The 24,172-nt window shown below is 73.6% G+C and carries 22 protein-coding genes; 14 read left to right on the top strand and 8 right to left on the bottom strand.

Features of this window, described 5'->3' with window-relative positions; translation table 11 throughout:
• Positions 1 to 34 precede the first annotated feature (34 nt).
• Entirely contained in the window at positions 35 to 805 is a 771-nt protein-coding gene (locus tag AB0B33_RS39080) for an isocitrate lyase/phosphoenolpyruvate mutase family protein (RefSeq protein ID WP_360781525.1), read from the top strand.
• 93 nt (positions 806 to 898) lie between these two features.
• Positions 899 to 1,267, top strand: a complete 369-nt coding sequence (locus AB0B33_RS39085) for a VOC family protein (RefSeq protein WP_360781526.1) — start codon at positions 899 to 901, stop codon at positions 1,265 to 1,267.
• 7 nt (positions 1,268 to 1,274) lie between these two features.
• Here the strand turns inward: AB0B33_RS39085 and AB0B33_RS39090 are convergent, their stop codons facing one another.
• Together AB0B33_RS39090 and AB0B33_RS39095 are read right to left on the bottom strand one after the other, a co-directional pair.
• A complete protein-coding gene (locus AB0B33_RS39090) occupies positions 1,275 to 3,437 on the bottom strand; it encodes a DUF6351 family protein (RefSeq protein ID WP_360781528.1) in 2,163 nt (720 codons plus the stop codon).
• Positions 3,438 to 3,799: 362 nt separating this feature from the next.
• Positions 3,800 to 4,162 (bottom strand): hypothetical protein, encoded by a 363-nt coding sequence (locus tag AB0B33_RS39095; RefSeq protein WP_360781530.1) that lies wholly within the window; start codon positions 4,160 to 4,162, stop codon positions 3,800 to 3,802.
• A gap of 349 nt (positions 4,163 to 4,511) precedes the next feature.
• On the opposite strand from AB0B33_RS39095, the gene AB0B33_RS39100 reads away from it, so the two are divergent.
• Positions 4,512 to 5,735 (top strand): AI-2E family transporter, encoded by a 1,224-nt coding sequence (locus AB0B33_RS39100; protein WP_360781532.1) that lies wholly within the window; start codon positions 4,512 to 4,514, stop codon positions 5,733 to 5,735.
• Positions 5,736 to 5,744: 9 nt separating this feature from the next.
• Here the strand turns inward: AB0B33_RS39100 and AB0B33_RS39105 are convergent, their stop codons facing one another.
• Together AB0B33_RS39105 and AB0B33_RS39110 are read right to left on the bottom strand one after the other, a co-directional pair.
• Complete coding sequence (locus tag AB0B33_RS39105) at positions 5,745 to 8,306, bottom strand: LuxR C-terminal-related transcriptional regulator (protein WP_360781534.1); 2,562 nt, start codon at positions 8,304 to 8,306, stop codon at positions 5,745 to 5,747.
• A gap of 111 nt (positions 8,307 to 8,417) precedes the next feature.
• Positions 8,418 to 8,876, bottom strand: coding sequence for a hypothetical protein (locus tag AB0B33_RS39110; protein ID WP_360781535.1), 459 nt, complete (start codon positions 8,874 to 8,876; stop codon positions 8,418 to 8,420).
• Positions 8,877 to 9,080: 204 nt separating this feature from the next.
• Between AB0B33_RS39110 and AB0B33_RS39115 the strand changes: the two genes are divergently transcribed.
• The 3 genes from AB0B33_RS39115 (at position 9,081) to AB0B33_RS39125 (ending at position 11,790) form a co-directional block, all read left to right on the top strand.
• Positions 9,081 to 9,587, top strand: coding sequence for a DUF1269 domain-containing protein (locus AB0B33_RS39115; RefSeq protein WP_360781537.1), 507 nt, complete (start codon positions 9,081 to 9,083; stop codon positions 9,585 to 9,587).
• 278 nt (positions 9,588 to 9,865) lie between these two features.
• A complete protein-coding gene (locus AB0B33_RS39120; protein ID WP_360781538.1) occupies positions 9,866 to 11,272 on the top strand; it encodes a DUF2252 domain-containing protein in 1,407 nt (468 codons plus the stop codon).
• A 248-nt stretch (positions 11,273 to 11,520) separates the two neighbouring features.
• Complete coding sequence (locus AB0B33_RS39125) at positions 11,521 to 11,790, top strand: hypothetical protein (protein WP_360781540.1); 270 nt, start codon at positions 11,521 to 11,523, stop codon at positions 11,788 to 11,790.
• 26 nt (positions 11,791 to 11,816) lie between these two features.
• Here AB0B33_RS39125 and AB0B33_RS39130 read toward each other — a convergent pair whose 3' ends face one another.
• Together AB0B33_RS39130 and AB0B33_RS39135 are read right to left on the bottom strand one after the other, a co-directional pair.
• A complete protein-coding gene (locus tag AB0B33_RS39130) occupies positions 11,817 to 12,062 on the bottom strand; it encodes a hypothetical protein (protein WP_247022568.1) in 246 nt (81 codons plus the stop codon).
• Positions 12,059 to 12,415: a hypothetical protein gene (locus tag AB0B33_RS39135; protein WP_360781542.1), complete on the bottom strand. Its 357-nt coding sequence runs from the start codon at positions 12,413 to 12,415 to the stop codon at positions 12,059 to 12,061. The genes AB0B33_RS39130 and AB0B33_RS39135 overlap by 4 nt, the downstream gene beginning before the upstream one ends.
• A gap of 80 nt (positions 12,416 to 12,495) precedes the next feature.
• On the opposite strand from AB0B33_RS39135, the gene AB0B33_RS39140 reads away from it, so the two are divergent.
• The 3 genes from AB0B33_RS39140 (at position 12,496) to AB0B33_RS39150 (ending at position 16,499) form a co-directional block, all read left to right on the top strand.
• A complete protein-coding gene (locus AB0B33_RS39140) occupies positions 12,496 to 15,162 on the top strand; it encodes a LuxR C-terminal-related transcriptional regulator (protein ID WP_360781544.1) in 2,667 nt (888 codons plus the stop codon).
• Between the two features lie 105 nt (positions 15,163 to 15,267).
• Positions 15,268 to 15,672: a PLDc N-terminal domain-containing protein gene (locus AB0B33_RS39145; protein ID WP_360781545.1), complete on the top strand. Its 405-nt coding sequence runs from the start codon at positions 15,268 to 15,270 to the stop codon at positions 15,670 to 15,672.
• Positions 15,669 to 16,499: a potassium channel family protein gene (locus AB0B33_RS39150; RefSeq protein WP_360781547.1), complete on the top strand. Its 831-nt coding sequence runs from the start codon at positions 15,669 to 15,671 to the stop codon at positions 16,497 to 16,499. The genes AB0B33_RS39145 and AB0B33_RS39150 overlap by 4 nt, the downstream gene beginning before the upstream one ends.
• Before the next feature lie 180 nt (positions 16,500 to 16,679).
• Here the strand turns inward: AB0B33_RS39150 and AB0B33_RS39155 are convergent, their stop codons facing one another.
• Complete coding sequence (locus tag AB0B33_RS39155; protein ID WP_360781549.1) at positions 16,680 to 16,904, bottom strand: hypothetical protein; 225 nt, start codon at positions 16,902 to 16,904, stop codon at positions 16,680 to 16,682.
• Between the two features lie 140 nt (positions 16,905 to 17,044).
• On the opposite strand from AB0B33_RS39155, the gene AB0B33_RS39160 reads away from it, so the two are divergent.
• A complete protein-coding gene (locus AB0B33_RS39160) occupies positions 17,045 to 18,859 on the top strand; it encodes a glycoside hydrolase family 15 protein (RefSeq protein ID WP_360781551.1) in 1,815 nt (604 codons plus the stop codon).
• A gap of 12 nt (positions 18,860 to 18,871) precedes the next feature.
• Here AB0B33_RS39160 and AB0B33_RS39165 read toward each other — a convergent pair whose 3' ends face one another.
• On the bottom strand, positions 18,872 to 19,309 hold the full coding sequence (locus AB0B33_RS39165; protein WP_360781553.1) for a DUF6069 family protein: 438 nt from the start codon (positions 19,307 to 19,309) through the stop codon (positions 18,872 to 18,874).
• 359 nt (positions 19,310 to 19,668) lie between these two features.
• Between AB0B33_RS39165 and AB0B33_RS39170 the strand changes: the two genes are divergently transcribed.
• The 4 genes from AB0B33_RS39170 to AB0B33_RS39185 all read left to right on the top strand — a co-directional run bounded on the left by AB0B33_RS39170 (position 19,669) and on the right by AB0B33_RS39185 (position 24,164).
• On the top strand, positions 19,669 to 21,054 hold the full coding sequence (locus tag AB0B33_RS39170) for an APC family permease (RefSeq protein WP_360781655.1): 1,386 nt from the start codon (positions 19,669 to 19,671) through the stop codon (positions 21,052 to 21,054).
• Entirely contained in the window at positions 21,051 to 21,497 is a 447-nt protein-coding gene (locus tag AB0B33_RS39175) for a hypothetical protein (RefSeq protein WP_247022560.1), read from the top strand. The genes AB0B33_RS39170 and AB0B33_RS39175 overlap by 4 nt, the downstream gene beginning before the upstream one ends.
• A 5-nt stretch (positions 21,498 to 21,502) precedes the next feature.
• Positions 21,503 to 22,882 (top strand): dipeptidase, encoded by a 1,380-nt coding sequence (locus AB0B33_RS39180; protein WP_360781657.1) that lies wholly within the window; start codon positions 21,503 to 21,505, stop codon positions 22,880 to 22,882.
• A 67-nt stretch (positions 22,883 to 22,949) separates the two neighbouring features.
• Entirely contained in the window at positions 22,950 to 24,164 is a 1,215-nt protein-coding gene (locus tag AB0B33_RS39185; protein ID WP_360781555.1) for a cytochrome P450, read from the top strand.
• Positions 24,165 to 24,172: the final 8 nt, after the last annotated feature.

The following is a 24,172-nucleotide window of genomic DNA, read 5'->3' on the forward strand; positions in this document are numbered from 1 at the left end:
CGCGGCTGCGGTGCCCGCGCCTAGATTGGGCAGCATGACCTCGACCGCCGACAAGGCCACCCTCCTGCAAGAGCTGCACGCCGCACCCGAACTGCTGCTCGTCGTCAACGTCTGGGACGCGATCACCGCCAAGGTCGTCGCCGAGACCCCCGGTACGAAGGCGCTCGCGACCCCCAGCCACGGCATCGCGGCCTCGCGCGGCTACCCGGACGGCGAAAAGATCCCGCGCGACGAAATGATCGCCGAGGTCGCCCTGATCGTCCGGACCGCGGGCGACCTGCCGGTCACCGCCGACCTCGAAGCGGGCTACGGCGACCCGGGCGGCACGGTGGCCAGGGCGATCGAGGTGGGCGCGGTCGGCGCCAACCTCGAAGACCAGATGAAGCCGCTGGCCGAAGCCGTGAAGGCCGTCGAAGCCGCCGTCGCGGCCGCGGAGTCCGCGGGCGTCGGCTTCGTCCTCAACGCCCGCACCGACGCCTTCCTCAAGACCGACCCCGAAACCGCCCTGGCCGAAGCGATCACCCGCGGCCGCGCCTACCTCGAAGCGGGCGCGTCCAACTTCTTCGTGCCCGGCAAACTGGACGAGGACCAGGTGGCCCGCCTCGTCGCCGAGCTCGGCGAGCGCAAGGTCAACCTCATCGGCATCCCGGGCTCGATCCCGCTGGCCCGGGCGCAGGAACTCGGCGTGTCCCGCGTGTCGTACGGCCCGTGGAGCCAGAACGTGGCGCTGACCGCGCTGGCGAAGCTGGCGGAGGACGTCTACGCGGGCGGCGGCCTGCCCGCCGACACCCGCAAGCTCAACTGACGGGCACCGGGACCGACCCGGCTTGACTCGTGTCAGGTTCCTGACATACGGTGGTTCATGTCAGGAACCTGACATGACGACAAGGAGCATCCCATGCCCGCCACCGGACCCGACTTCATCTCCCTCCAAGCGCGCGACCTCGACGCGTCCCAGGCGTTCTACGAGAAGTACCTCGGCCTCGTCCGCTCACCCGCCGGACCGCCGCACGCCGTCGTCTTCGAGACGAAGCCGATCGCCTTCGCGCTCCGCGACATCGTTCCCGGGACCGATCTCGCCGCCGTCGAGCAGCCCGGCATCGGGGCCGCGATCTGGCTGCACGCCACCGACGTCCAGGCCATCCACGACGCGCTCGCCGCCGACGGGCACACCATTACCGCCGCGCCGGTCGACGGCCCCTTCGGCCGGACCTTCACCTTCGCCGACCCCGACGGTTACCGGATCACCCTCCACGACCGCTCGTGACCGGGCGTCACCGCGGCTTCGTCGGCGGGGTGGTGCCGGTCCGTTCGTCGCCGTAGCTCAGCCAGGTCCCGAGCGGCGGACGCTGCCCGACGCCCGGGCGGCGGTAGTCGCACACGCCGCCGGGGAACGTCGCACGCAGCCGCGCGCGGTCCGCCGCGGTGAAGGTCACCGGGTAGTCGCGGAAGTCCAGCGGCTTGAGCCGGCACTTGAGCACGTCGAGGGCCAGGCCCTCCCCCGCGACCAGCCGGGTGTTGGCCGCCACCGGGTACTGCAGGCCGCACTGGCCGCTCGCCGGGTACGTCAGCTTCTCGGTGATCCGCGACGCCGCGGAGAGGTAGCACCCGTCGCCGAGGTCGCCCGGCCGGTTCGCCAGCACCTTCTGCTGGCGGCTCCGGTGCGAACCGTCGGCGTCGATCGCGGTCAGCCAGCGGTCCATCGCGTTCAGCTCGTAGCCGCTCGCCGCTGCCGCTTCGGCGGCGGTGGCGTGGTTTTCGATGATGACCTGGTTGCCCGCGGTGCCGTTGGCGCGCAGAAGCCGTTGCCGCATCACGTAAGACCACTCGGTGGTGTGGATGTCGTTGCCGAACCCGGCCAGGTCGAGGTCGGTCCGCTGGTCGATGATCGGCGTCTCCCGCAGACCCTGCGACCCGGAGTTCACGATGTCGTCGGCGTACACCGCGTCGAGCGCCTTCGGGTCGGCCGCGATCCGCTGGGGCACGGGCTTTCCGGTGTGGTCGAGGCCGCCGATGGTCGCGTTGAGGTCGGCGAACTGCGCCGCGGTGATCGTGCCGGCCTTCAGCGCGCTCAAGCCGTACTGCACGCCGGTGGTGTCCAGCGGGCTGCGCACGAACCCGGTCTTCGGGTCGCGCCCGATCTGGTTGACCAGCTGCTCGTTGGAGTTGCACTTCACCCCGCCCGGGTTGGTCACCGGATCCCACCGCGCCGCGACCGGGATGGCCGCGTTGCAGCTGCCGGTCGCGGTGGCGCGGCTGGCGAAGGTCAGGGTCCAGGAGACGCACGTGTCGTAGCTGGCGAAGCCCGCGACGGCCTGCTTCTGCGCCGCGGTGAACGACGCGCCCGCCCCGGCGAAGTACTGCTCCAGCAAGCGGCAGTCCGACACCGGGCCGCCGGTGGTCAGCGGGTCCGGGAACGAGACGCCGGGGATGATCCCGTCGACGATGCCGGGGTAGTTCTCCGCGATGTCGTACTGCTGGATCGCCCCGCCCGAGCCGCCCCAGCCGATGGTGTGGGCGACCGGGCCATAGGTCTCGACGAAGTGCTCCTTGACCATCATGGCCGCCTCGGCCGAGATGATCGGGCTGCAGTTGTTGTCGAGCACGTTCAGGCTCGACGACGCGACCGCGTACCCCTGCGCCAGGAACAGATCGTTGACGACCCCGCCGGTCGAGCTGCCCTGGTGGTAGCCGGCGTTGCAGCCGCCGCCGAAGGTGTAGACCAGCTTCCCGTTCCAGCCGGCGTCCGGCGCGACGGGCGACGGCGCACCGGCGTAGAGCGCCGCGATCTCGTAGACGGCGCGGTCGATCGTGCCGCGTTCGACGCGGACCACGTACGGCACCGCGCGCCCGCCGACCGTCGCCGTCGCGAGGTCCGCGGGCCGGGTCGACGGGTCCGCCAGCGGCGCGAACGCCCCGGCGGTGGTCTTGTACTGGTAGCTGACCTGGGTCGGCGCGCTGCAGAGCGGCTGCGCCGCCGGGGGCAGGCCGAACGCCTGGGTCTCGCAGTAGAACGGGTGCTGCTGCGCGCCGGAGAAGACCGGCCCGGTGATCGGGTGGTTGGTGACGCGCAGGCTCGCCCGCTGGTCCGGGCCGGGGCCGCGCGTCCTCGCGGTCAGGTCGTTGGTGCCGTCGCGCAGGCCGCTGACCAGGCCGAGCAGGCTACCGTCCGGCTGCGCGCGGAACCCCGGGGTGACGTCGTGGCCGTTGGCGCTGACGTCGACCCGCCCGGCGTGCGGCCGCTCCGGCGGCACGACCTTGACCAGGACCTGTCCGCCGCTGACGAGCGCGGGCCGCGGGTTCGACACCGTCTCGATCGTCAGCTGCCGTCCGGGCGGGGCGCCGGGAGCGGCCACCGCGGCCGCGGTGGCCAGCAGGAGGACCGGCGCGGTCAGGGCCGCCACCACGGTGGATGAGCGCAAAGCACGGTTCGCCACCAGACACTCCGCTCGCTCTTGGCATCGCGTCGTCGCAACACCGGGCAGCTGCCGGTATAGCACCTGCGGACGGGCCGGAACACCCTTTCCCCGGTTCACCCACCACGAGGACGGCGGAGGTCCGCCGACCGCGCCCGGGTTCGGGGCCCACCGGAAGAACCGGCCTCTTGGAGCGCCTCGGTGCCGGCCGCTGTGCTTGCGCGGGGCGTGGGTTCGTCGCCGGGGTGGTTCGCGCGCACCGGACCGGCGCTCGGCCGACGTGGCTCCCCCTCGGAAGTCACGTCGGCCGGGCGCCGGTCGCGCGCCCGTGCTCGCGGCAAGCCGAGGCTCGCCACCAGCAGGCCGTCGGTGAGCACCACCGCCTACCCCGCCGGGCCGGCGCCGGGATCCGTCCCGGGCGGCTCGACGCGCTCGCGGTCTTCGTCCGCCGCGGCCGGTGCGGGGCCGCCGCCCGGCGGGCGGGCGTCGAGGATGTCGGCGGCCCGCACCAGTTTCAGCGGGGTGTCCGGGGCCGCGCGGTAGGGGCGGACCGGCACCCAGGTCGTGCTGGTGTGCTCGTCCCGCAGGCTGGGGCCGGCGATGGTGCCGATGAGTTCCGGAGGCGGCGGCGATCCCCGCCCGGGGCGGCCGCGGTAGCGGACCTGCCAGCCCCTCGGGTAGCCGCCGCCGTGGCGCGCCGGCCAGCTCCGGTCCGTGCCGGGTTCGGTGCCACCGGCCTCGCCCACGACGTCACCCCGCTCACTCGAAGTCGGTTCGGACGCCGACCACGGGTGGGAGCGATTCCCCACGCACCACCGATTCGATCGGCGGGTCGACAGCCGCTTCGCCGGGGTCTGGGGCGGGACCCAGCCTACGCGGGGATCACGGGGCGCGGGCAAGCGCCGGCCGGGTGGTTCCTCCGTTCGTGACGGCTTGAGGCGGCCGAAGTCCAGACGACGCCCCGGACCTCGGCACTCACCCAGCCGAGATGGGGCACCGCGACTCCGGGCTTTCACCCGCGCCGGGTGGTCACCCGGCGGCCGGACGCTGCCACCGTGGCACGGCCGACCGCCCCCCTGCCCCGGAGAGTGCCGCATGGTGCGAATTTCGCTCACCGAATTCCCCGCGAACCGGTTCCGGATCCGGCGGCGGGGCGCAAGCACCGCCGCCACCGCCGCCCGGGCCCGGTGGCACCCGTTCCGCGGGCTCGCCGGCCGGTTCACCGCCCGCGGGCACGTCCCGCCGATCCCGTGGCCGCCGGAGGACACGCCCGGCTTCGGCGGCAGCCCGCTCCCGCGCGCGCTCGTCGTGCTGCTCGGGGCCGCGGCCGGGGTGGTGGTGCTGGCCGGGCTGCGCGCCGTCGCCTGGCTCGCCGGGCCGGTGTTCCTCGCCGCCGTCGTCGTGATCACCCTCGATCCGGTCCGGACCTGGTTGCGCCGCAAGGGCCTGCCGCGCTGGCTGACCGTCTCCGTGCTGGTGGTGACCGTCTACGCGGTCCTGCTCGCGTTCTTCCTCGTGGTCGTGGTGTCCGCGGCCCAGCTTTCGGCGCTGCTCCCCCAGTACACCGGGCGCCTGAACGACCTCCTGCGCGACGGCTGGGAAGTGCTCGGCCGGCTCGGGGTCGGCGAACAGCAGCTGCGGGACATGCTGTCCGGCGTGGACGCCGGGAAGCTGGTCGGCCTGGCCGGATCCCTGCTCGCCGGCGTCGGCGGCCTGGTGACGAACCTGGCGTTCCTGTTCGCCCTGCTGCTGTTCCTGAGCAGCGAATCGGCGTGGGCGGGGCAGCGGCTCGGCCGGATCGCGCACGACCGGCCGTGGATTTCCGCGGCGTTGCGGAGCTTCGCCTCCGGCACCCGGATCTACCTCGTCGTGACGACCGTGTTCGGCGGGCTGGTGGCCGCGCTCGACACCGTCGCCCTCGCCCTGCTCGGCATCCCCGGAGCCGTGCTGTGGGGCCTGCTCGCCTTCGTCACCAACTACATCCCCAACGTCGGGTTCGTGATCGGCGTGGCGCCGCCGGCGTTCATCGCGCTCCTCGACGGCGGCTGGGGCGACCTGCTCGTCGTGCTGGTCCTCTACACCGGGCTGAACTTCGTGGTGCAGTCGCTGATCCAGCCTCGGTTCGTGGCCGGCTCGGTCGGTCTGTCCACTTTGGTCACCGTGCTGGCGCTGGTGTTCTGGACCTGGCTGCTGGGCCCGCTCGGCGCGGTCCTCGCCGTGCCGGCCACCCTGCTGGCCAAGGCCTTGCTCGTGGACGTCGACCCGCGGGCCCGCTGGGCCGACGCGCTGCTCTCGGCACCGCGCCGGGACCAGCGCTGAGCAGCCGGGTCACGTGAGGCCGTGGTGGCGCGCGACCACCACGGCCGAGCGCCGGTTGTTCACCCCGAGCTTGCCGTAGATGGCCCGCACGTGGGTCTTCACGGTGTTCACCGAAACGGTGAGGTCCGACGCGATCTCGTCCAGCGAACACTGCGACGGCAGGCGGTTCAGCACCACCTGCTCGCGGTCGGTCAGCCCGCTGGACGGGGTGTGCGGGACGAGCCGGCCGCGGACCGACTGGGCGAAGCGGTCCAGGGAGCCGAACCCGCCCGAGTGGTCGATCAGCAGGTGCCCGACGGCCGGCTCGGCGAGGGCGAACGGGCGCACCAGCCCGTTCGGCCGGGCGAGGGCGAGCGCGCGGTCGAGGGCGTGCAGTGCTTTGGTCCGCCGGTGCGCGCGCAGGGCGAGCGCGGTCTCGACCAGGCACAGGTCGACGGGGGTGGCCGGCAGCAACGCGGTCGCCGACCAGGCCTGTCCCAGTACCGCCTCGGCCGGCTCGGTCTCGTCGGCGGCCAGGTGGGCCCGCACCTGCAGCAGCGCGGGCTCGGCACTGCCGCGCAACCGTTCCTGGGCCCAGGCCAGCACTTCCGCCGCGTGCAGGCCCTCGCCGAGGGCGAGCGCCGCGTGGTGCTCCGCGACCGCGCACATCGCGGCGATCTCGCGGGGCAGTTCGAGGTCGGCGAGGAGGTGGCGGGCCGCGCGCATGGCCTGGGAGCCCGCCGCCCGGTCGGCCTCGTCGAACCGGACCACGCCCTCGAAGAACTTCCGGAGCGGCCCCAGCAGCGGCGCGCACCCCGGCACCTCCGCCCGCGCCGCCTGGGCCAGTTCCCTGGCCGCGGCGACCGGCTCACTGCGCATGAGGTCGTCGTAGCCCAGCATCAGGTGGCATTCGGCGACGCCCGGAGTCCGGTGCCGGCCGCGGCGCCGCGCGATCGCGAGCGCGCCGATGCACGCGCGCCGCATCTCCGCGTGGTCCCCGCGCAGGGCGGTGGCCACCCCGAGCGCCAGCCTGCTGTGGAGCACGAGGTGGTCGAGGTGCCCGGCGTGGGCCAGGCGAAGCGCCTCTTCGGCCCGGCTGACGGCGTACCGGCGGGCACCCCGGTGCAGCGAACGCCAGGCGAGTTCGAGCTTCGCCCACGCGTCGAGCTCCGGGGTTCCCGCCGTCGCGGGCACTTCGGTCGCCGGCAGCCGGTTCCCGGTCACGCGGGCGAGGTGCCGGACGGCCAGCAAGCCCGGTTCGCCGCCGGGCGGGACCTCGCCGAGGTCGGCACCGGCGGCGGCGAGGTCCCCGCGCTGGATGTGGTCCAACGCCGAAGTCAGGCGCAACGGCGGGCTCGCGGCGACGGTCTCCGGGCCGAGGTGGATGAGGGCGGTCCGGACGGGATCCCCGTCCCCGGTGAGCACCTGGCGGACGCCGTGGTCCCGGACCAGGGTCAGGACGCGCTGCCGGTCACGGCCCGCGACGGCGTGCCGGAGCGCGTCCCCGAACCGCCCTTCGTCCGCGTACCACCGCGCGGCGACGGCGTGCAGCCGCCGCACCCGCTCCGGGCCGCGCCGGGCCAGTTCGGCCCGCAGGAATTCCCGCAGCAGCGGCGGAAGCCGGTACTCCCCGGCCGGCGTGCGCACGACGAGGGCCATCGAGCGCTCGAGCTCGTCCAGCATCGCCCCGGCGTCCCCGCGGGCCGACAGCCGGACCGCGAGCGTCGCGCTCACCGTGTCGCAGAGGCTGATGCACGACAGCACGTCGGAAGTCGCCGGGGGCAGCCGCGAAAGCACCTCGTCGGCGAAGAACCGCGCCACCGCGCGTTCGTCCCCGGCGACGGAGGCGAAGAGCCCGTCGGTGTCCGCCGACCCGCGCACCGACACCGCGGCCCAGCCGAGCGCGGCCGCCCAGCCCGCCGTGCGCTCGGTGAGCTCCCGCACGCGGTCGTCGCTCACCACGGCGCCCGTCGCCCGCAGCAGGTCCGCGGTTTCCGGGACCGCGAACCGGAGTTCGGCCGCCCCCACCCGGGAAAGCGCCCCGTCGACGTGCAGGCGGGCCAGCCGCAGCCGCGGCTCGACCCGGGTGGCCAGCACCAGCCGCAACCCGGGCGGCCGGTGGCGGGCCAGCGCCGCCAGCGCGTCCATCGGCTCGGGGCGGGAGATCTCCTGCAGGTCGTCCAGGACCAGCCGCATCGGCCGGCGCAGCCCGGCGAGCGCGTCGCCCAGCTCGGCCAGGAACTCCGGGCGCCGTCCGGGCCGAGGGGGTTCGAGCCGGTGCAGCGAGGAGTCCGCCGGCACCGCGGCACAGCGGCTCAACGCGGCGAGGATCGCCGTCCACAGCCGGGGTTCGTCGTTGTCGTCACCGTCCAGGGACACCCAGGCGACGTCCCGGCCGCCCCCGGCCCAGGCGGCCAGCGCCGTCGTCTTCCCGGACCCGGCGGGCGCCCGGACGACGGTCACGGGCCGGACGGTGGCACGGTCCAAAAGCGCCTCGAGCCGGGGCCGGGGGACGAAGATCCGCGGCACCCGCGGCACCGCGGCCTTGACGCCGGGGATCCGCAGGCACCGGGACGTCGTTCGAGCGGGCACGTCAACCTCTCGGCTCTCGGCGGGGATCGGTGCCCGCCCCGCGCCGGTTGCCGGACGGGGACTCGACTGTAGTGATCACCGGCGCCACCGCACCGGCGAGGTCCGGCGGGGTCACCAGATCTCGTAGGTGGCTTCGTCGCCGTGCACGACGATCGCCCAGATGACGAGGACGTCGAGGGCGATCACGACCACGCCCCAGACCGGGTACGCGGACAGGAAGGCCAGCTGCGCCAGTGCGTTGAAGCCGGCGAGCGCCACCGCGACGACGCGGGCCCACTGCGCGCCGGTGAACAGCGCGATACCCGTCAGCACGGCGAGAATGCCGACGATCAGGTGGATCCAGCCCCAGCCGGCGAGGCTGAAGACCAGCAGCCCGGACGGGCCGAGCACGTAGTAGTCCCGGTCGAACAGCGCGACCAGTCCTTCCACGACGTTGAACAGCCCGGCCAGGACGGTGATCGCGCCGGCGAACCAGATCCAGCCGACCCGGCGCGACCGGGCGACGGCCCGCTCACCCGGCGGCGTCCCGGTTCCGGCTGTTCCGGACCGGGGGTGCGTGTGTTCGGTCATGGTCCCTCTCTCCATCGGGTGGTGTGGCTCGGACCCGGGCGATCATGGTCGGTGCACCGTCCGAACGGCCTCGCCCGCGTCAGGTGAGATCAGGTCGGCCGGACCGCACCGCGATTCCCGGCTCACTCGGCACGGGCGATGGCACGTGCGGCCACCGGGCGCACAGTCGGCGCCGACCGCAGATGCCGCACCGAGGAGGACGTCATGGCCGCGTTGACCGTATGGAGGTTCCCCACCGCCGAAGGCGCCGAAAACGCGTTGGAGTTGCTCCGGCAACTGCAGAAACAGCAACTGATCTCGATCGCCGACGCGGCTTACGTGAGCTGGCCGGAAAACCGGAAGAAGCCGAAGACGACCGACCTCGGTTCCCTGACCGGCACCGGCGCGCTGGGCGGCGGGTTCTGGGGCCTGCTGTTCGGCCTGATCTTCCTGGTGCCGTTGCTGGGGATGGCCGTCGGCGCGGCGATCGGGGCGCTGACCGGGTCGCTGGCGCACGTCGGGATCGACGAGGAGTTCATCACCACGGTCCGGAGCCAGGTCACGCCCGGGACGTCGGCGTTGTTCGTGATGTCGGGCGACACCGTGCTGGACCGGGTGGTCGAGCCGTTCAAGGAGACCGGGGCCACGCTGCTGAGCACGAACCTCTCGGCCGAAGAGGAAGCGCGGCTGCGTGACGCCTTCGGCGAAGCCGAGGAGCCGCGACGGCGGTGACGCGCCGGGGCGAGCCGCCGCACGAGCACGACCGCGGCGGCGCCCCCGAGCGTCGCCGCGGCCACCCGCGGGAGGTACCGGCCGGCCGGGGGCGCGCCCCGAGCAGGAGCGCCGGCTGGGCCGGGTGGCGGCACCGGGTGTCCCGGGGACACCGCCCCGCACCTCCGCGGCCCACCGTGCGGTCTGGACCACGCCGAGTCGTCACCCGTCGTGGATGACCCGGGGTTCACCCGCGACGGGCGACGCCCGGGACGCCGCCGAGGACCGACGATCCGCTCATGACGCAGACCGAACAGGACACCGGGACCCGGGACGCGCGGATCGCCAGGGCACGCACCGCCCGCATCGCCGTACCGAGGTCCGAGCACGCCGAATTCCCCGGCGCCGACCGGCGCCCCGACCCGCTGGCGCTCCTGGCCCGGCAGGACGCCGACCGGGTGCCGGAGCTGCTGCCGATCCGGTACGGCCGGATGGCCGCCTCCCCGCTCGCCTACTTCCGCGGTGCCGCGCTGCCGGCGGCCGCCGATCTCGCCGCGACCCCGCGGACGGGGGTGGTGGTCCAGGCGTCCGGCGACGCCCACCTGGCCAACTTCGGCCTGTTCGCGTCCGCCGGGCGCCGCTTGGTGTTCGACTTCGCCGACTTCGACGAAACCCTGCCCGCGCCGTGGGAATGGGACGTCAAGCGGCTGGCCGCCAGCTTCGAGGTCGCCGGCCGGGAGAACGCGCACCCGACGGCCCAGCGCCGCCGGACGGTGCTCGCGGCCGTCGAGGCGTACCGCCGGGCGATGCAGGACTTCGCCCACCGGACGTCGCTCGAAATCCACCACGCGGGCGCCGACGCCGAGACCCTGCGCGCGGTCGCGGCCCATCCCCCGGCCCCGGCCGGGCGGCACCGCCTCGACCGTTCCGCCGGCCGGTCCCCGGTCCGTGACGACGCCGGCGTGCTGCACCGGTACACCGAAATCCGCGACGGGCGCCTGCGGCTGGCCGCCCGGCCGCCGCTGCTCGTCCCGGTCAGCAGGCTGACCGGCGACGGCGACCCGGCGACGCTCGAACAGCGCCTCGGCGAGATGTTCTCGCGCTACCGGCAGTTGCTCGGCAGCGAACGGCGCGCGCCGCTGGACCGCTACCGGCTGGCCGACGTGGCCCGCAGCGTGGTCGGGGTGAGCGGCGCCGGCACCCGGTGCTGGCTCGCGCTGCTGGTCGGGCCGGACGACGGGGACGCGCTCTTCCTGCAGCTGAAGGAAGCCGTGCCGTCGGTGCTGCAGTCCTGCACCGGCACCACCGTCCGCGGCGAGTCCGGCCGGCGCGTCGTCACCGGGCAGCGGTTGCTGCAGGCGGTCGGCGACCGCTACCTCGGCTGGGTCCGCGCCACCGGGTTCGAGGGCCGCACCCGGGACTTCTACGTCCGCCGGGTGCGCGACGGCCGGGGCGTCACCGACGTCACGAAGATGACCCCGGAGACGCTGCGGGCCTACGCCCGGCTGTGCGGGTGGACGCTGGCCAGGGCGCACGCCCGCACCGGCGATCCGCTCGTCATCGCCGCCTACCTCGGTTCCGGCCCCGCCTTCGCCGAAGCCGTCCGGGAGTTCGCGGTGGCCTGCGCCGACCAGAACGAACGCGACCACAGCGCCCTGTGCTCGGCCATCCGCAACGGCCACGTCACGGCGGTGTCCGGCCGGTGACGGGCCGGCTCCCGTGGCCGGGGCGCGCCCGCGGTGCCGGGGCTCCGCCGGGGCGGACCGGAAGAGCCGGAGCCAGTTCCGCCCGGGCGGGGGCGCCCGTCCGGCGCCGGGTCGCCGCGGGGGCCCTCGCCGCACTGCTTTCGGGCTGTGCGGCGGGCAGTCCGCCGACCGGCTCGGCGTCGGCCGTGCCGCCGGTCTCGCGTGCCGCCTTGGCCCCGTGCGCGGACCTGTCCGCCACCGAGACCGCCGTGAGCGACACGGCCCGGTCGTTCGACCGCGGTTCGGCGGGAGCGGACCAGGTCCGCGTGGCAGCCACGGCGCTCGCCGCGATCGTCTCGGCCCGGCTCGCCGAACCCCGCCCGCCCGCGGGACTGACCGATGTGGACCACGCGCTCACCCGGCTGCGGGCCGCCGCGGCGCTGCGGCCCCCCGACCGGGCGGCCGTGCGGACCGCGGCCGGGGGAACCGTGACGGCGCTCCGGACGGCGGTGGCGCGGTGCCGCTCCGGCGGCCGGTGACCCGGGTGGCGGGACGGGCCCGGGCTTCACGGAATCCGGCGGCGCTCCTGACGCGGGAGTTCCCGCACCCGGTGCACGGAGTCCACTCGCATGCCGAGCGCTTCGAGCTTGCGCAGGATTCGCGGCAGGCAACCGGGATCGGCCACGGTGCCGAACACGATGGTGTCCGGGGGAACCGGCACGACGAGAACGTCCCGGAATTCCGCGACGGTCTCCGTCACCTGTTCGGGAATGCGGCCGCCGCAGCGGAAGACGTAATCGGGCCCGTTCACCGGTCGTCCCCCGCCCGCCCGGCCCGGCCCGCGGAAAACCACGCACCGGCGATGAGCACGGCGTCGAGTGCGATCACCGCGACGGACCACGTGTGCGAGGGCAGGAAGACCAGCCGCGCGACGAGGTCGAGACCGGCGCGGATGCCGAGCCGCGCCGAGGTCACCGGCACGCACGCCGCGAGCGCGACCGCCGAACAGAGCAACACGGCCTCGATCCCGACCCGGCCGGTCCGCACCAGGTCGAGCACCACGAGTTCGCCCGGCCCGATCCACAAGAACCGCGTGACGGCGAATCCTCGCTTCGCCCGCTTGCTGACCGGCCGGTTTTTCCAGGAATATCCAGGATCGTTCACGCGCCACACCATTCTGCGCGCGGCGAACGTTTTCCTCGCCCGGAAAGGGTGAGCCGTCCGACCACGAAGAAGGAGGACGCATGAACCCCCGCCAGGAAGTTTCGGCCCGAAGACGGGTACCGGCGACCAAAGTGAGCATTCCCGTTCCCCGCGGCGATCGCGTTTCGCGACCCCGATTGTTCACCCTGCTCGACGACGCGAGGGACGCCGCGATGGTGTTCGTCGGGGCGCCGGCCGGATTCGGCAAGACGACACTCCTCGCCGGCTGGGCCCGCCAGCGCGGGCGAGGTGCGGTCGCCTGGCTGACCGCCGACGCCGACGACAACGATGACCGCCGGTTCTGGTCGGCGGTCCTCGAGGCGCTCGGCGGCTGCCTCCCGGTTCCGGCCGCCAGCCCGCTGCGGCATCTGGCGGTCCCGCACGAACCCGGCACCGACCTGGCGTTCCTGGCCCAGGTGGCCGACGCGCTGGACGCGCTGGCCCAGCCGGTCCTGCTCGTCCTCGACAGCGCTCAAGAAATCACCTCGCCGCGCACCTGGCACGGGCTGCAGACCCTGCTCCGCCACCAGCCGGCGGGCCTGCGCCTGGCGGTGTCGAGCCGGCGGGAACCACCGCTGCCGCTGGTCCGGGCGCGGCTGGCGGACCGGCTGGTCGACATCGGCGCCGACCGCCTGCGGTTCTCCGCCGCGGAGGCCACGGCCTTCGTCGAGACGACCGGGCCCCGGATACCGGCGGACCAGATCAGCCTGCTCGTCGCCCGGACCGAGGGCTGGCCGGCCGGGCTGCGCCTGGCCACGGCCTCCGCGGCCAAGCACGGCAGCCTGCGCGACTTCTTCGCCGGCCGCGACCAGGCCGTGCTGGACTACCTGACCGACGAGGTGCTCGCCCCGCTGACCGACGCCCAGCAGGATCTGGTGCGGGCGATGAGCGTCTGCGACGAGGTCCCGGCCGGGCTCGCGGCCGCGCTCACCGGCCGGCCGGACGCGGAGGTGGTGCTCCGCGAACTCGGCGAACCGGCCCTGCAGGTGGTCCGGTCCGCCGGGACGCCGCCGGTGCACCAGCTGCCGTCCCTGCTGCGCACCTACCTGCGGGCCGAGCTGCTGCGGCGGGCCCCGGACCGGACCCGCACCCTGCACGCGGCGGCGGCCCGCTGGTTCGCCGACAGCGACCGGCCCGCCCTCGCCCTGCTGCACAGCATCCGCTCGGGGAACACCACCCGCGTCGGCGACCTGCTGCACCGGCACGCCGTTTCGTTGTTCCTCGGCGGTGACCACCGGGTGCTGAGGCTGGCGCTCGCCGTGCTCGACGACCGGCGGGTCCCGGCGGATCCGTTGCCCGCCCTGGTTTCGGCCGCGCTGTGCCTGGAGACCGGTGAGACGTCCACCGCCGGTCTGCAGCTGGCGCGGGCGGAGGCGGCGTGGCCGGACCGGCCGTCGGCGGAGCTGACCGTCCTGCGGCAGCTGGCGTACTCCCGGCTCGCCCAGCTCGACCGCAGCCCGGCGCAGGCCGTCCGCGCGGCGGAGCAGATCGACGAGAGCCTGGCCGCCGGGACCCCGCTGGCCGGTCTCGCCACCCTCCACCGGGCGGGCACCCTCGTCGCCCGCCACGGCAACGGGGCGGCCCGCGAAGCGGTGGTGCGGGTCCTCGGTGCCGCCGAGGAGCAAGGGCAGGACTTCACCGTCACGCAGTGCCTCACGGTGCTGGGCGGCCTGGCCGGCTTCGACGGCGACTACCAGGTGATGGAGACGCTGGCCCGCCGGGCGGAGAGCAGGCAGCCGATCCACGACCCGCAGCGGTCGCTCCCGGCGGCCCAGGTCGGCGCGATGCTGGCCTACGGTGCCTTGCTCCGCGGCGAACCGGCGGACTGCGTCGACCAGGCCAAGCGGATCGGCAGGCTGCTCGGTGCCGCACCCGCCCGGGCGGCCCGCAACCTGCGCCTGTTCGCCGAAACCCTGCACGGCGCCGCCGAATTCGAACTCGGCGGCTGGCACGCCGGGCTGCGGCGGATGCGCCGGGCCCGCGCGCACCTCGGCGCCGGCCGGGCCTGCCCGTCCGAGCACGCGGCGCTGTGCGCGGTGCTGGAACACCGCGCGGCCCTGCGGCTCGGCGCGGCCGGCCAGGCCAGGGAGACCGTTCGCTGGGCCCAGCCGCTGCTCACCGGCTCCGGCGAGCTGCTCCTGCTGCGAGCCCGGACCCAGCTGCGGCTCGGCAGGCACAGCGCGGCGAGTTCGGTGCTGCGCTCACTGGCGGACGGCGAAACACCGCTGCTGCTGCCGTGGGTGGCGATCGAGGCCTCGCTGATCGGCATCCAGGCCGCGCTGGCGGCCGGCGCGCCGGAGCGGGCCGCGCGGTTGCTCGGCTCCGCGTTGCGCGCCGCCGAACCCGCCGGCGTCCGCTTCCCCCTGGTCTTCGCCCCGCCGGACGTGCTCGAGTTCCTGACCAGCGGGCTCGGCGGTTTCGGGACGAGCGAACGGTTCGCGGGCGAAGTCCTCGCGCTGCGCCGCCGGCTGAGCACCCCGGCGATCCCGGCACCGCTGACCGAACGCGAACGCAGCGTGCTGCGCCTCTTGCCGACGCAGCGGTCGATCGACGAAATCGCCGAAGACCTCACCGTCTCCCCGAACACCGTCAAGACCCACGTGCGCGGGATCTACGCGAAGCTCCACGTCCGCAGCAGGCGGGACGCCGTGGCGATCGCCCTCCAGCGCGGCCTGCTCGACACCGACGTCACCGACTTCACGGTCTGACGCCCGCTCGCCTCACCCGGCGTGGGTGAGGCGAGCGGGCCCGGGATCCGGTCGAGTGAGCCGGGCACGCCGCCGCGTGCCACCCGAATCCCGTGAGGAGACCCCATGACACTGGCGAGCGCGGAATACCCCTTCCTCGATCTGGTGTGGACGATGCTGGTGTTCTTCGGCTGGGTCGCCTGGTTCTGGCTGCTGTTCGTCGCACTCGGCGACCTCTACCGCAGGTCGGAGGTGTCCGGCTGGGCCAAGGCGGGCTGGACGGTGCTGGTCATCGTGCTGCCGATCCTCGGCGTGCTGCTCTACCTCGCCACCCAGGGCCGGCACCTGAACCGGCGGCGCCAGGACCGCGAACTGGCCGCACAGCAAAGGTTCGAGCAGTACGTCCGGTCCGTGTCCTCTGTGGACCGCACCAGTGCGGCGAAGATCTCCGAGGCCCGGCGGTTGCTGGAGCAGGGGATCATCGACGACGCGGAATACCACGAACTCAAGCGGAAAGCGCTCGCGCGTTGACCGCGCCGCGGCGATGGCGGTTCGTCCACCTCGCGGTGCTCCGGCCGCTGCTCACCGTCACGGCGCTGGTCTGCCTGTACTACCTGCTCCCGGTGGACCAGGCGGTGCGGCCGTGGACGATGGCCGTGTTCACCGGCGGCCTCGCCGTGGTGGCCCTGCTGGTCGTCGGCGAGGTGCGGATGATCCTGCGGTCACCGTTCCCCGCGTGGCAGGGAGCACAGGCACTGGCCCTGATCGTCCCGCTGTTCCTGCTGTTGTTCGCCGACCTGTACTACGTGCTCGGCCACGACCGCCCCGGTTCCTTCGACGTGGGCCTGACGCGCACCGACGCGCTCTACTTCACGGTCACGGTGTTCGCCACGGTCGGTTTCGGTGACATCGCCCCGGTTTCGGCCACCGCGCGGGCCTTGGTGACGGTGCAGATGGTGGCCGACCTGGTGGTGCTGAGCGTCGTGCTGCGCGTGATCGTGACCGCGGTGCAGCGCCGCCGCTCGTCCACAAGGGACAGTTCGGTCCGACGCCGGCAGCAGCACGGCGGCGATCAGCCCGGCCACGGCCTCGACCCCCACGGCGGCGAGGGCCGGCGCGGTACCCACCGAGGAGCCCAGGTGGGACACACTGCGCGAGACCCCCGAGATGCCGCCCTGGGCCGCATCCGGCCGGCGCGGCTGCACCAGGTCCACCGACGCGGTCAGCATGACCCCCACCCCGGCGCCGGCCCGCACCAGGAGCAGCACGAGGGCCAGGCCGGCGAGGGTGACGACGAAGCCCCCGCGGCCGAGCCGGCGCCGGGAGTGCCGCCGCGCCGGCCGTCCCGCGACCGCTGACGACGCCGGGATGCCGATCGTCGCGAACAGCCACAGCGGTGACACCCCGCCGGCCGGCAGCACCACCACCCCGCCGACCGCGAACAGGCCAACCGCCGACGCCGACCGCGCCGGCGACGTCGAACGGCTTGCGGTCACGCGGTTTCGGCGGCTCGGTGAGCTGTCACGCCAGCGCGACGCTCACCCCGACGAAGAGCACCTGCAGGGCTCGCCACGGTGACCAGGATGCAGATCGGCGGGATCATCAGCGCCGGCCCCGTAGACGACGAGGTCGAGCAGGAAGCACCGCTTGCGGCCCAGGTCGTCGCCGATCACGGTCGTGCCGATGTCGGCGGCGATCACGCCGACCGCCACGGTCATGGTGGTCGCGGCGAACTGGGCGAGCGCCAGGGCCAGCACGGTCATCGGCGGGCCTTCCGGTCGGCGTGCCGCACACGGTGTCGCGATGGCGCCCCGGCCACCTCACCCCGCGCGGATGAGGCAGCTCACGACCGCTCCGGCGACGGTGATCACGACCGCACCGGGCGCTTCCCCTGGAGGAGACCATGACCGAAACCGCGATCGCCGAACACGGCCTGATCGGCGACCTGCAGACCGCCGCGCTGGTCACCACCGACGGCTCCGTCGACTGGTTCTGCCACCCCCGCTTCGACTCGCCGTCGGTCTTCGGCGCCCTGCTCGACGACGAGCGCGGCGGCCGGTTCCGCATCCGCCCGGCCGGCGACTGGACCAGCACCCAGGTCTACTACCCGGACACCGCCGTGCTGATCACCCGGTTCTGCGGGGCGGACGGGATCGGCGAGGTGGTCGACTTCATGCCGCCGCTGGACACGGCCGCCACCACCACGCACCGGATCGCCCGGCTGGTCCGGTGCGTCCGCGGCCGGATCGCCTTCGACGTGCTGGTCGCGCCCCGGTTCGACTACGGGCGCCGTCCGCACCAGGCGATCCTCGCCGGCCACGGGGCCGTCTTCGTCGCGCGGGAGATGTCCCTGGTGCTGCACGTGGTCCGCGAGCCCGGCGACGAGCACCTCGCCGAGGCGCGCGTCGAGGCCGGCGACGTGCACGTGCGGCTTTCCCTGTCCGCCGGCCAGGTCCGCGGCCTCGTCCTCGAAACGGACGCCGCCAAGCCGCCGCGCGACATCCGCCTCGCCGAGTTCACGGAACTGTTCGACTCCACTGTGGACTGGTGGCGCGGGTGGCTGGCGAAGTCCACCTACCGCGGCCGGTGGCGGGAAATGGTGGCCCGCTCGGCGATCACGTTGAAGCTGCTCACCTACGCGCCGACCGGCGGGCTGGTCGCCGCGCCCACCCTCGGCCTGCCCGAACAGATCGGCGGCAGCCGGAACTGGGACTACCGCTACACCTGGGTGCGGGACGCGTCCTTCTCGGTTTCGGCGTTGCTCGGGATCGGCTTCACCGAGGAGGCCGCCCGGTTCGGGAGCTGGCTGGGCGACCGGATCCGCGAAGGCGACGGCGCCGCCTCCGGCCCCCTTTCCGTGCTGTACCGCGTGGACGGCACGACGGACCTGCGGGAGGAAAGCCTCGCGCACTGGTCCGGCTACCGCGGGTCGAGCCCGGTGCGGATCGGCAACGACGCGGCCGGGCAGGTGCAGCTCGACATCTACGGCGAAGCGCTCGACAGCGTCTTCGCCGTCGAAAGCGCCGGGTTCGGGCTCCCCCACCGCGGCTGGGTCGCCGTCCGCGCGGTGCTCGACTGGCTCGGTGAGCACTGGGACCAGCCCGAGGAGGGCATCTGGGAGACCCGGGGCGGCCGGCAGTGCTTCACCTACGGGCGGATGATGAGCTGGGTCGCGTTCGACCGCGGCATCCGGCTGGCCCGGACCCGCGGGCGCCCGGCGCCGGTCGAGGACTGGACCTGGCAGCGCGACAGCATCTACGACCAGATCCTGAACCGGGGCTGGCACCGGACGCGGCACGCGTTCGTCCAGCACTACACCGGCGACGAACTGGACGCCGCCCTGCTGCGGATGCCCCGCAGCGGCTTCCTGCCTTCCCGGGACCCGCTGTGGCTTTCGACGCTCGACGCGATCGAGACCGACCTGGTGACCGACAGCCTGGTCTACCGCTACGACCCCGCCGCGTCACCGGACGGGCTGGCGGGCGACGAAGGCACGTTTTCGTTGTGCAGCTTCGCCTACGTCGACGCGCTGGCCCGCGCGGGCCGGCTCGAGGACGCCCGCTCGGCGTTCGAGAAGATGCTGACCTACGCCAACCACGTCGGTCTCTACGCCGAGGAAATCGCCCCGACCGGCGAGCAGCTCGGCAACTTCCCGCAGGCCTTCACCCACCTCGCGCTCATCGACGCCGCGGTCACGCTCGACGCCGCCCTCGGCTGACCGGCCACCGGCTCAGCCCGGCGCGCGGACCGCCGCCCGGGCGACGCCGGACAGCGTGCCGGTGATCACGAGACCTACAAAGAGGTTCCCGGCGGCCGTCACCAGCCGGGTGCCGGAGTCCGCGTCGAGGCTCACGGGCACCACCACGGCGATCGCGGTGAGGAGCAGCGTGATCCCGGTGAAGAAGGACATCGCGCGGGGCGTGCAGATGAGCAGCAGGTGCAGCAACGCCGTCGCGGCGAGCGCGGCCGCGGCGGCGGCCCCCGCGTAGACCGCCGCGCCGATCGAGTCCCAGACACCCCGCTCGACCGGCGCCAGCACGGGGACGCCGAAGATCCCGTGCGCGACGACGAAAACGACGACGGCGGTCAGTGCGGCGACCAGCGCCGTCGCGCCGCCGCCCGCCCACAGGCGGCCCGTCGCGATCCTGGGCCGGGTTTCTCCGGTCATGGTGCCCTCCGTGATCTTCCGCTCGACGGCGTCACGGAAGCACGTCCGGGCGCCGCCGGGCTCCTCCGCTCCGGGTGAGACGGGGCGGTGCGCGGCGCGGGCCCACCGCCCGCCGAGCCGCCCCGGTCTCGCCCGCAACGGGTGACCCGGCCGGGCCGGGCACCCCACACGATTGACCACCACACACCGCGGACGAGCCTCGGGAGGCCGACAGCCATGACCACCGCGAACCCCAGCCGAGCCCTGCCCGACCCGGCCGGACCGGCGTCGTGAACAGCCCGGACGTCCCGGTCGGGACCGCTTCACCGCCGCCGCCCGCCCCGAACGCCGGCCGCGCCCGGCCGCGGTCCGCCGCGTGGATCTCCTGGATCGCGCTGGCGCTCATGACGACCAGTTCCGTCGCGAGCCTGCGCCCGTCCCCGACGATGGCGGTCTACGGTCTCGCGGCCGTTTTCCTCTACGTGGTCCCGGCGATCGTGTTCCTGCTGCCGACGTCGCTCGTCTCGGCCGAGCTCGCCTCGGGCTGGCCGGGCGGGGTCTACAACTGGGTGGCGCTCGGGATCTCGAAGCCGATGGGCTTCCTCGCGGTCTGGTGCCAGTTCGCGATGACGATCTTCTACTACCCGAGCCTGCTCGGGTACGTCGCGAGCACGCTCGCGTACGTCTTCGACCCGGAGCTGGCCTCCAGCGGCCTGTGGACCGCCGCGGTGATCGTCGTCGCGTACTGGTCGGGGGTGTGGATCTCCGCGCGGGGAACGAAAGGCGTGGCCGGGCTCGCCGGCGGCGGGCTGATCATCGGGACGCTCGCCCCCGGGGCGCTGCTGGTGGTGCTCGGCCTCGTCTTCCTCGGGCAGGGGCACCCGTCCGCGGCGCCGATGTCGGCGGGCAACCTGCTGCCCGCGTGGGCCGGGCTGGCGAGCCTCGTGCTGATCGTGAACAACTTCCTGTCCTACTCGGGCATGGAGATGAACGCGGTGCACGTGTCGTCGCTGCGCAAGCCCGCCAAGGAGTTCCCGCGCTCGATGTTCCTCTCGATGGGACTCGTCCTGCTGATCTTCGTCCTGCCCGCGCTGGCGATCAGCTGGGTCATCCCGGCCGACCAGCTTTCCCTCACCGCCGGGGTGATGCAGGCCTTCGACGCGGTGTTCGCCAACTTCGGCATCCAGTGGCTCACCCCGGTGATCGGCGTCCTGCTCGTCATGGCGTCGCTCGGCGGGATGCTGACGTGGCTGGCGGGCCCGTCGAAGGGGTTGCTGCTGATCTCCCGGCAGGAGGGCTACCTGCCGCCGTTCCTGCAGCGGCTGAACAAACAGGGCGTGCAGCGCAACATCCTGGTCACCCAGGGCGCGATCACGACCCTCATCGCCCTGCTCTACGCGTTCATCCCGGACGTGTCCAGCGCGTACTGGATCTTCTCGGTGATCACCACCCAGGTGTACCTGATCATGTACCTGCTGATGTTCATCGCGGCGGTGCGGTTGCGGCGCAAGTTCCCCGACCACCCCCGCGGCTACCGCGCCCCGATGCTGCTCGGCCTGTGCGGAATCGGCTTCTGCGCGTCACTGGCCGCACTGCTGGTCGGCTTCGTCCCGCCTTCGCAGTTCGGCTCCGGCAGCCCGTGGGTGTACCTCGGCATCGTCGCGGGCGGCGCGCTCGGGCTGGGCCTGCTGGTGCCGTACCTGTTCTACCGGCTGCGAAAGCCGTCTTGGCGGCAGCCGGCCCAGCCCGAAGGGAGTCAGTCGTGACCACAGTGGACGAACGATCGTCCCGGCGGCACCGGGTGCTCGGCTACCTCGTCGCGGGAGTCGTGACGGGTGCGCTGCTGGTGGCCGGATCGCTGCTGTACCACTCCGCCCGGTCGGACGCCGAAGCCGGCGCGAAGGCCGACCAGCTGATCGCCCGGCTCGGCCAGGCGGGCGCCCGGGTACCGGCGCACGACCAGGTCGTCCGGCTGCTCGGCACCGACGGCGGCGCCATCTGCGTCGACCCGGCGTCCGCGCTGACGCGGGCGACCAGTGACAGCGGGATCTCCAACGGAGCGGGCGGGCCCGGCGCCCGGCCCGTCCGCTCCCCCGCCACCGTCGTGCGCGGGGAGACGTTCGTCGTCGAGATCTACTGCCCCGGCAAGCTCGGGGCGTTCCAGGACTACGTCCGCGGACTGGCCTTCGCCGGGGCGGTGAACCGGTGAACGCGATGGATCTGCGCGACCGGGTGAACGCGCTCATGCCGCGGGCGCGGGAGGAACTCGCGCACCTCGTCGCGATGCGGTCCGTCGCGGACCCGCGCCAGTTCCCGCCCGAGGAGTGCCGGCGCGCCGCGACCTGGGTCGCCGACGCGTTCGCCGAGACCGGGTTCGCCGACGCCCGGCTGGTGGACACGCCGGACGGCAGCCAGGCCGTGCTCGGTTCCCGCCGCTGCGCCGCGGAAAACGCGCCGACCGTGCTGCTCTACGCCCACTACGACGTCCAGCCGCCGCTGGACGACGACGCCTGGCGGACGCCGCCCTTCCGGCTGACCGAAGTGGACGGACGCTGGTACGGGCGCGGTGCCGCCGACTGCAAGGGCAACATCCTCATGCACCTCACGGCGTTGCGCGCGCTCGGCGACGACCTGCCCGTCCACCTCAAGCTGGTGGTCGAGGGCTCCGAGGAGCAGGGCACCGGCGGGCTGGAGGCGTTCGTCCCCGAGCACGCCGAGCTCCTGCGGGCCGACGCGATCCTGGTGTGCGACACCGGGAACGCGGCAGTGGGGCAACCGGCGGTCACGGTGAGCCTGCGCGGCATGGTGAACGCGGTCGTCTCGGTCGAAGCGCTGCCGTCCGCGCTGCACTCCGGCATGTTCGGCGGCCCCGCCCCGGACGCGCTGGCCGCGCTGGTGACCGTGCTCGCGTCCCTCCGGGACAGCGAGGGCAACACCACGGTGGACGGGCTCGCCCACGACGGCACCTGGCCCGGCGCGCCCTACCCGGCGGCGCGGTTCCGCGCGGACATCGGCCTGGCCCCGGACGCCGTCCTGCCCGGCGACGGCGAGATCGCGGACCTGCTCTGGGCGCGTCCGGCGGTGACGGTCCTCGGCATCGACTGCCCGCCGGTCGTCGGCTCCGCCGCGGCCATCACCCCCCGCGCACGGGCGAGGCTGAACCTGCGCATCCCGCCGGGCGTCGAACCGGACGAAGCCGCGGACGCGCTGACCGAGCACCTGCGCGCGGCCGCACCGCGGAGCGTGCGCCTGTCGGTGGAGATCGAGGCGGTGGGCCACCCGTTCCGCCCCGCCATCAACGGCCCGGCCCACCGGGCGATGGCCGACGCGATGCAGGCCGCCTACGGCCGCCCGATGAGCCTGCTCGGCCAGGGCGGCTCGATTCCGCTGTGCACCGTGTTCGCCGAAACCTGTCCCGGCGCCGAGCTGCTGCTCATCGGGGTGGAGGAGCCGCAGGCTCTGATCCACGCGCCCAACGAAAGCGTCGCACCATCGGAAATCTCGGCGATGGCACTGACCGAAGCGCTGTTCCTGCAGAACTACGCGGCTTCCCGAGTTGCTCCGTGGGGCAACGGCCGATTTTACGCACAGTGACCAAGTCTTTCGCAGTAGCAACTATTCCCGTTAACCTGGCGGCTTGACCACTGAGCGAAGGAGTCACGTGACTTCAGCAGGGCACGCACCGGACATCCTCTCTCCGGAGTTCGCCGCCGATCCGTACACCGCCTACGACCTGATGCTCGAGCACTCACCGGTGATCTGGCACGAGGGAATGCAGAGCTACATCGTTTCGCGCTTCGACGACGTGTCACGCGCCTTCAAGGAAGGCACGTTCACCACCGAAAACTACGGGTGGCAACTGGAACCGGTGCACGGCCGGACCATCCTGCAGATGAGCGGCCGCGAACACTCGATCCGCCGCGCGCTGGTGGCGCCGGCGTTCCGGGGCAACGAACTGGAGCAGAAGTTCCGCCCGGTGATCGAACGCAATTCCGCGCAGCTCATCGACACCTTCCGCGGCCGCGGCTCGGCCGACCTCGTCGGGGACTACGCCCGGCACTTCCCGATCAACGTCATCGTGGACATGCTGGGCCTCGACCCGAGCGACCACGAGCGGTTCCAGCGGTGGTACACCGCGATCATCGCGTTCCTCGGCAACCTCAGCCAGGACGAGGCGGTGACCGCCGCCGGGCTCGAAACCCACGACGAGCTGGCCGCGTACATGCTGCCGATCATCCGCGACCGCCGGGCGAACCTCGGCGACGACCTGCTTTCGACGTTGTGCGCCACCGAGGTGGACGGCACCACCATGAGCGACGAGGACATCAAGGCGTTCTGCAGCCTGCTGCTGGCCGCGGGCGGCGAGACCACCGACAAGGCGATCGCCTCGCTGTTCCGCAACCTGCTGGAGCACCCCGAGCAACTGGCCGCCGTGCGCGCCGACCGCGAGCTGATCCCGAAGGCCTTCGCCGAAACCCTGCGTTACACGCCGCCGGTGCACATGATCATGCGCCAGCCCGCGGAAGACGTCGAGATCGCCGGCGAGACGATCCCGGCGGGCAGCACGGTGACGTGCCTGATCGGCGCCGCGAACCGCGACCCGCGCCGCTTCGCCAACCCCGGCGCGTTCGACATCTTCCGCACGGACCTCCCGACCGACACGGCCTTTTCCGCGGCGGCCAGCCACTTGTCCTTCGCACTGGGCCGCCACTTCTGCGTGGGAGCGCTGCTGGCGAAGACGGAGATCGAGGTGGGCGTCAACCAGCTGCTCGACGCGATGCCGGACCTGCGCCTGGCCGACGGCGCGGCGCCGGCCGAGCGAGGGGTGTTCACCCGCGGCCCGGCTTCCCTGCCGGTGACGTTCACCCCCGCCTAGCCACCGAG

The organism is Amycolatopsis sp. NPDC049159 (genome assembly GCF_040648295.1).
Classification (GTDB): Bacteria; Actinomycetota; Actinomycetes; order Mycobacteriales; family Pseudonocardiaceae; genus Amycolatopsis; species Amycolatopsis pretoriensis_A.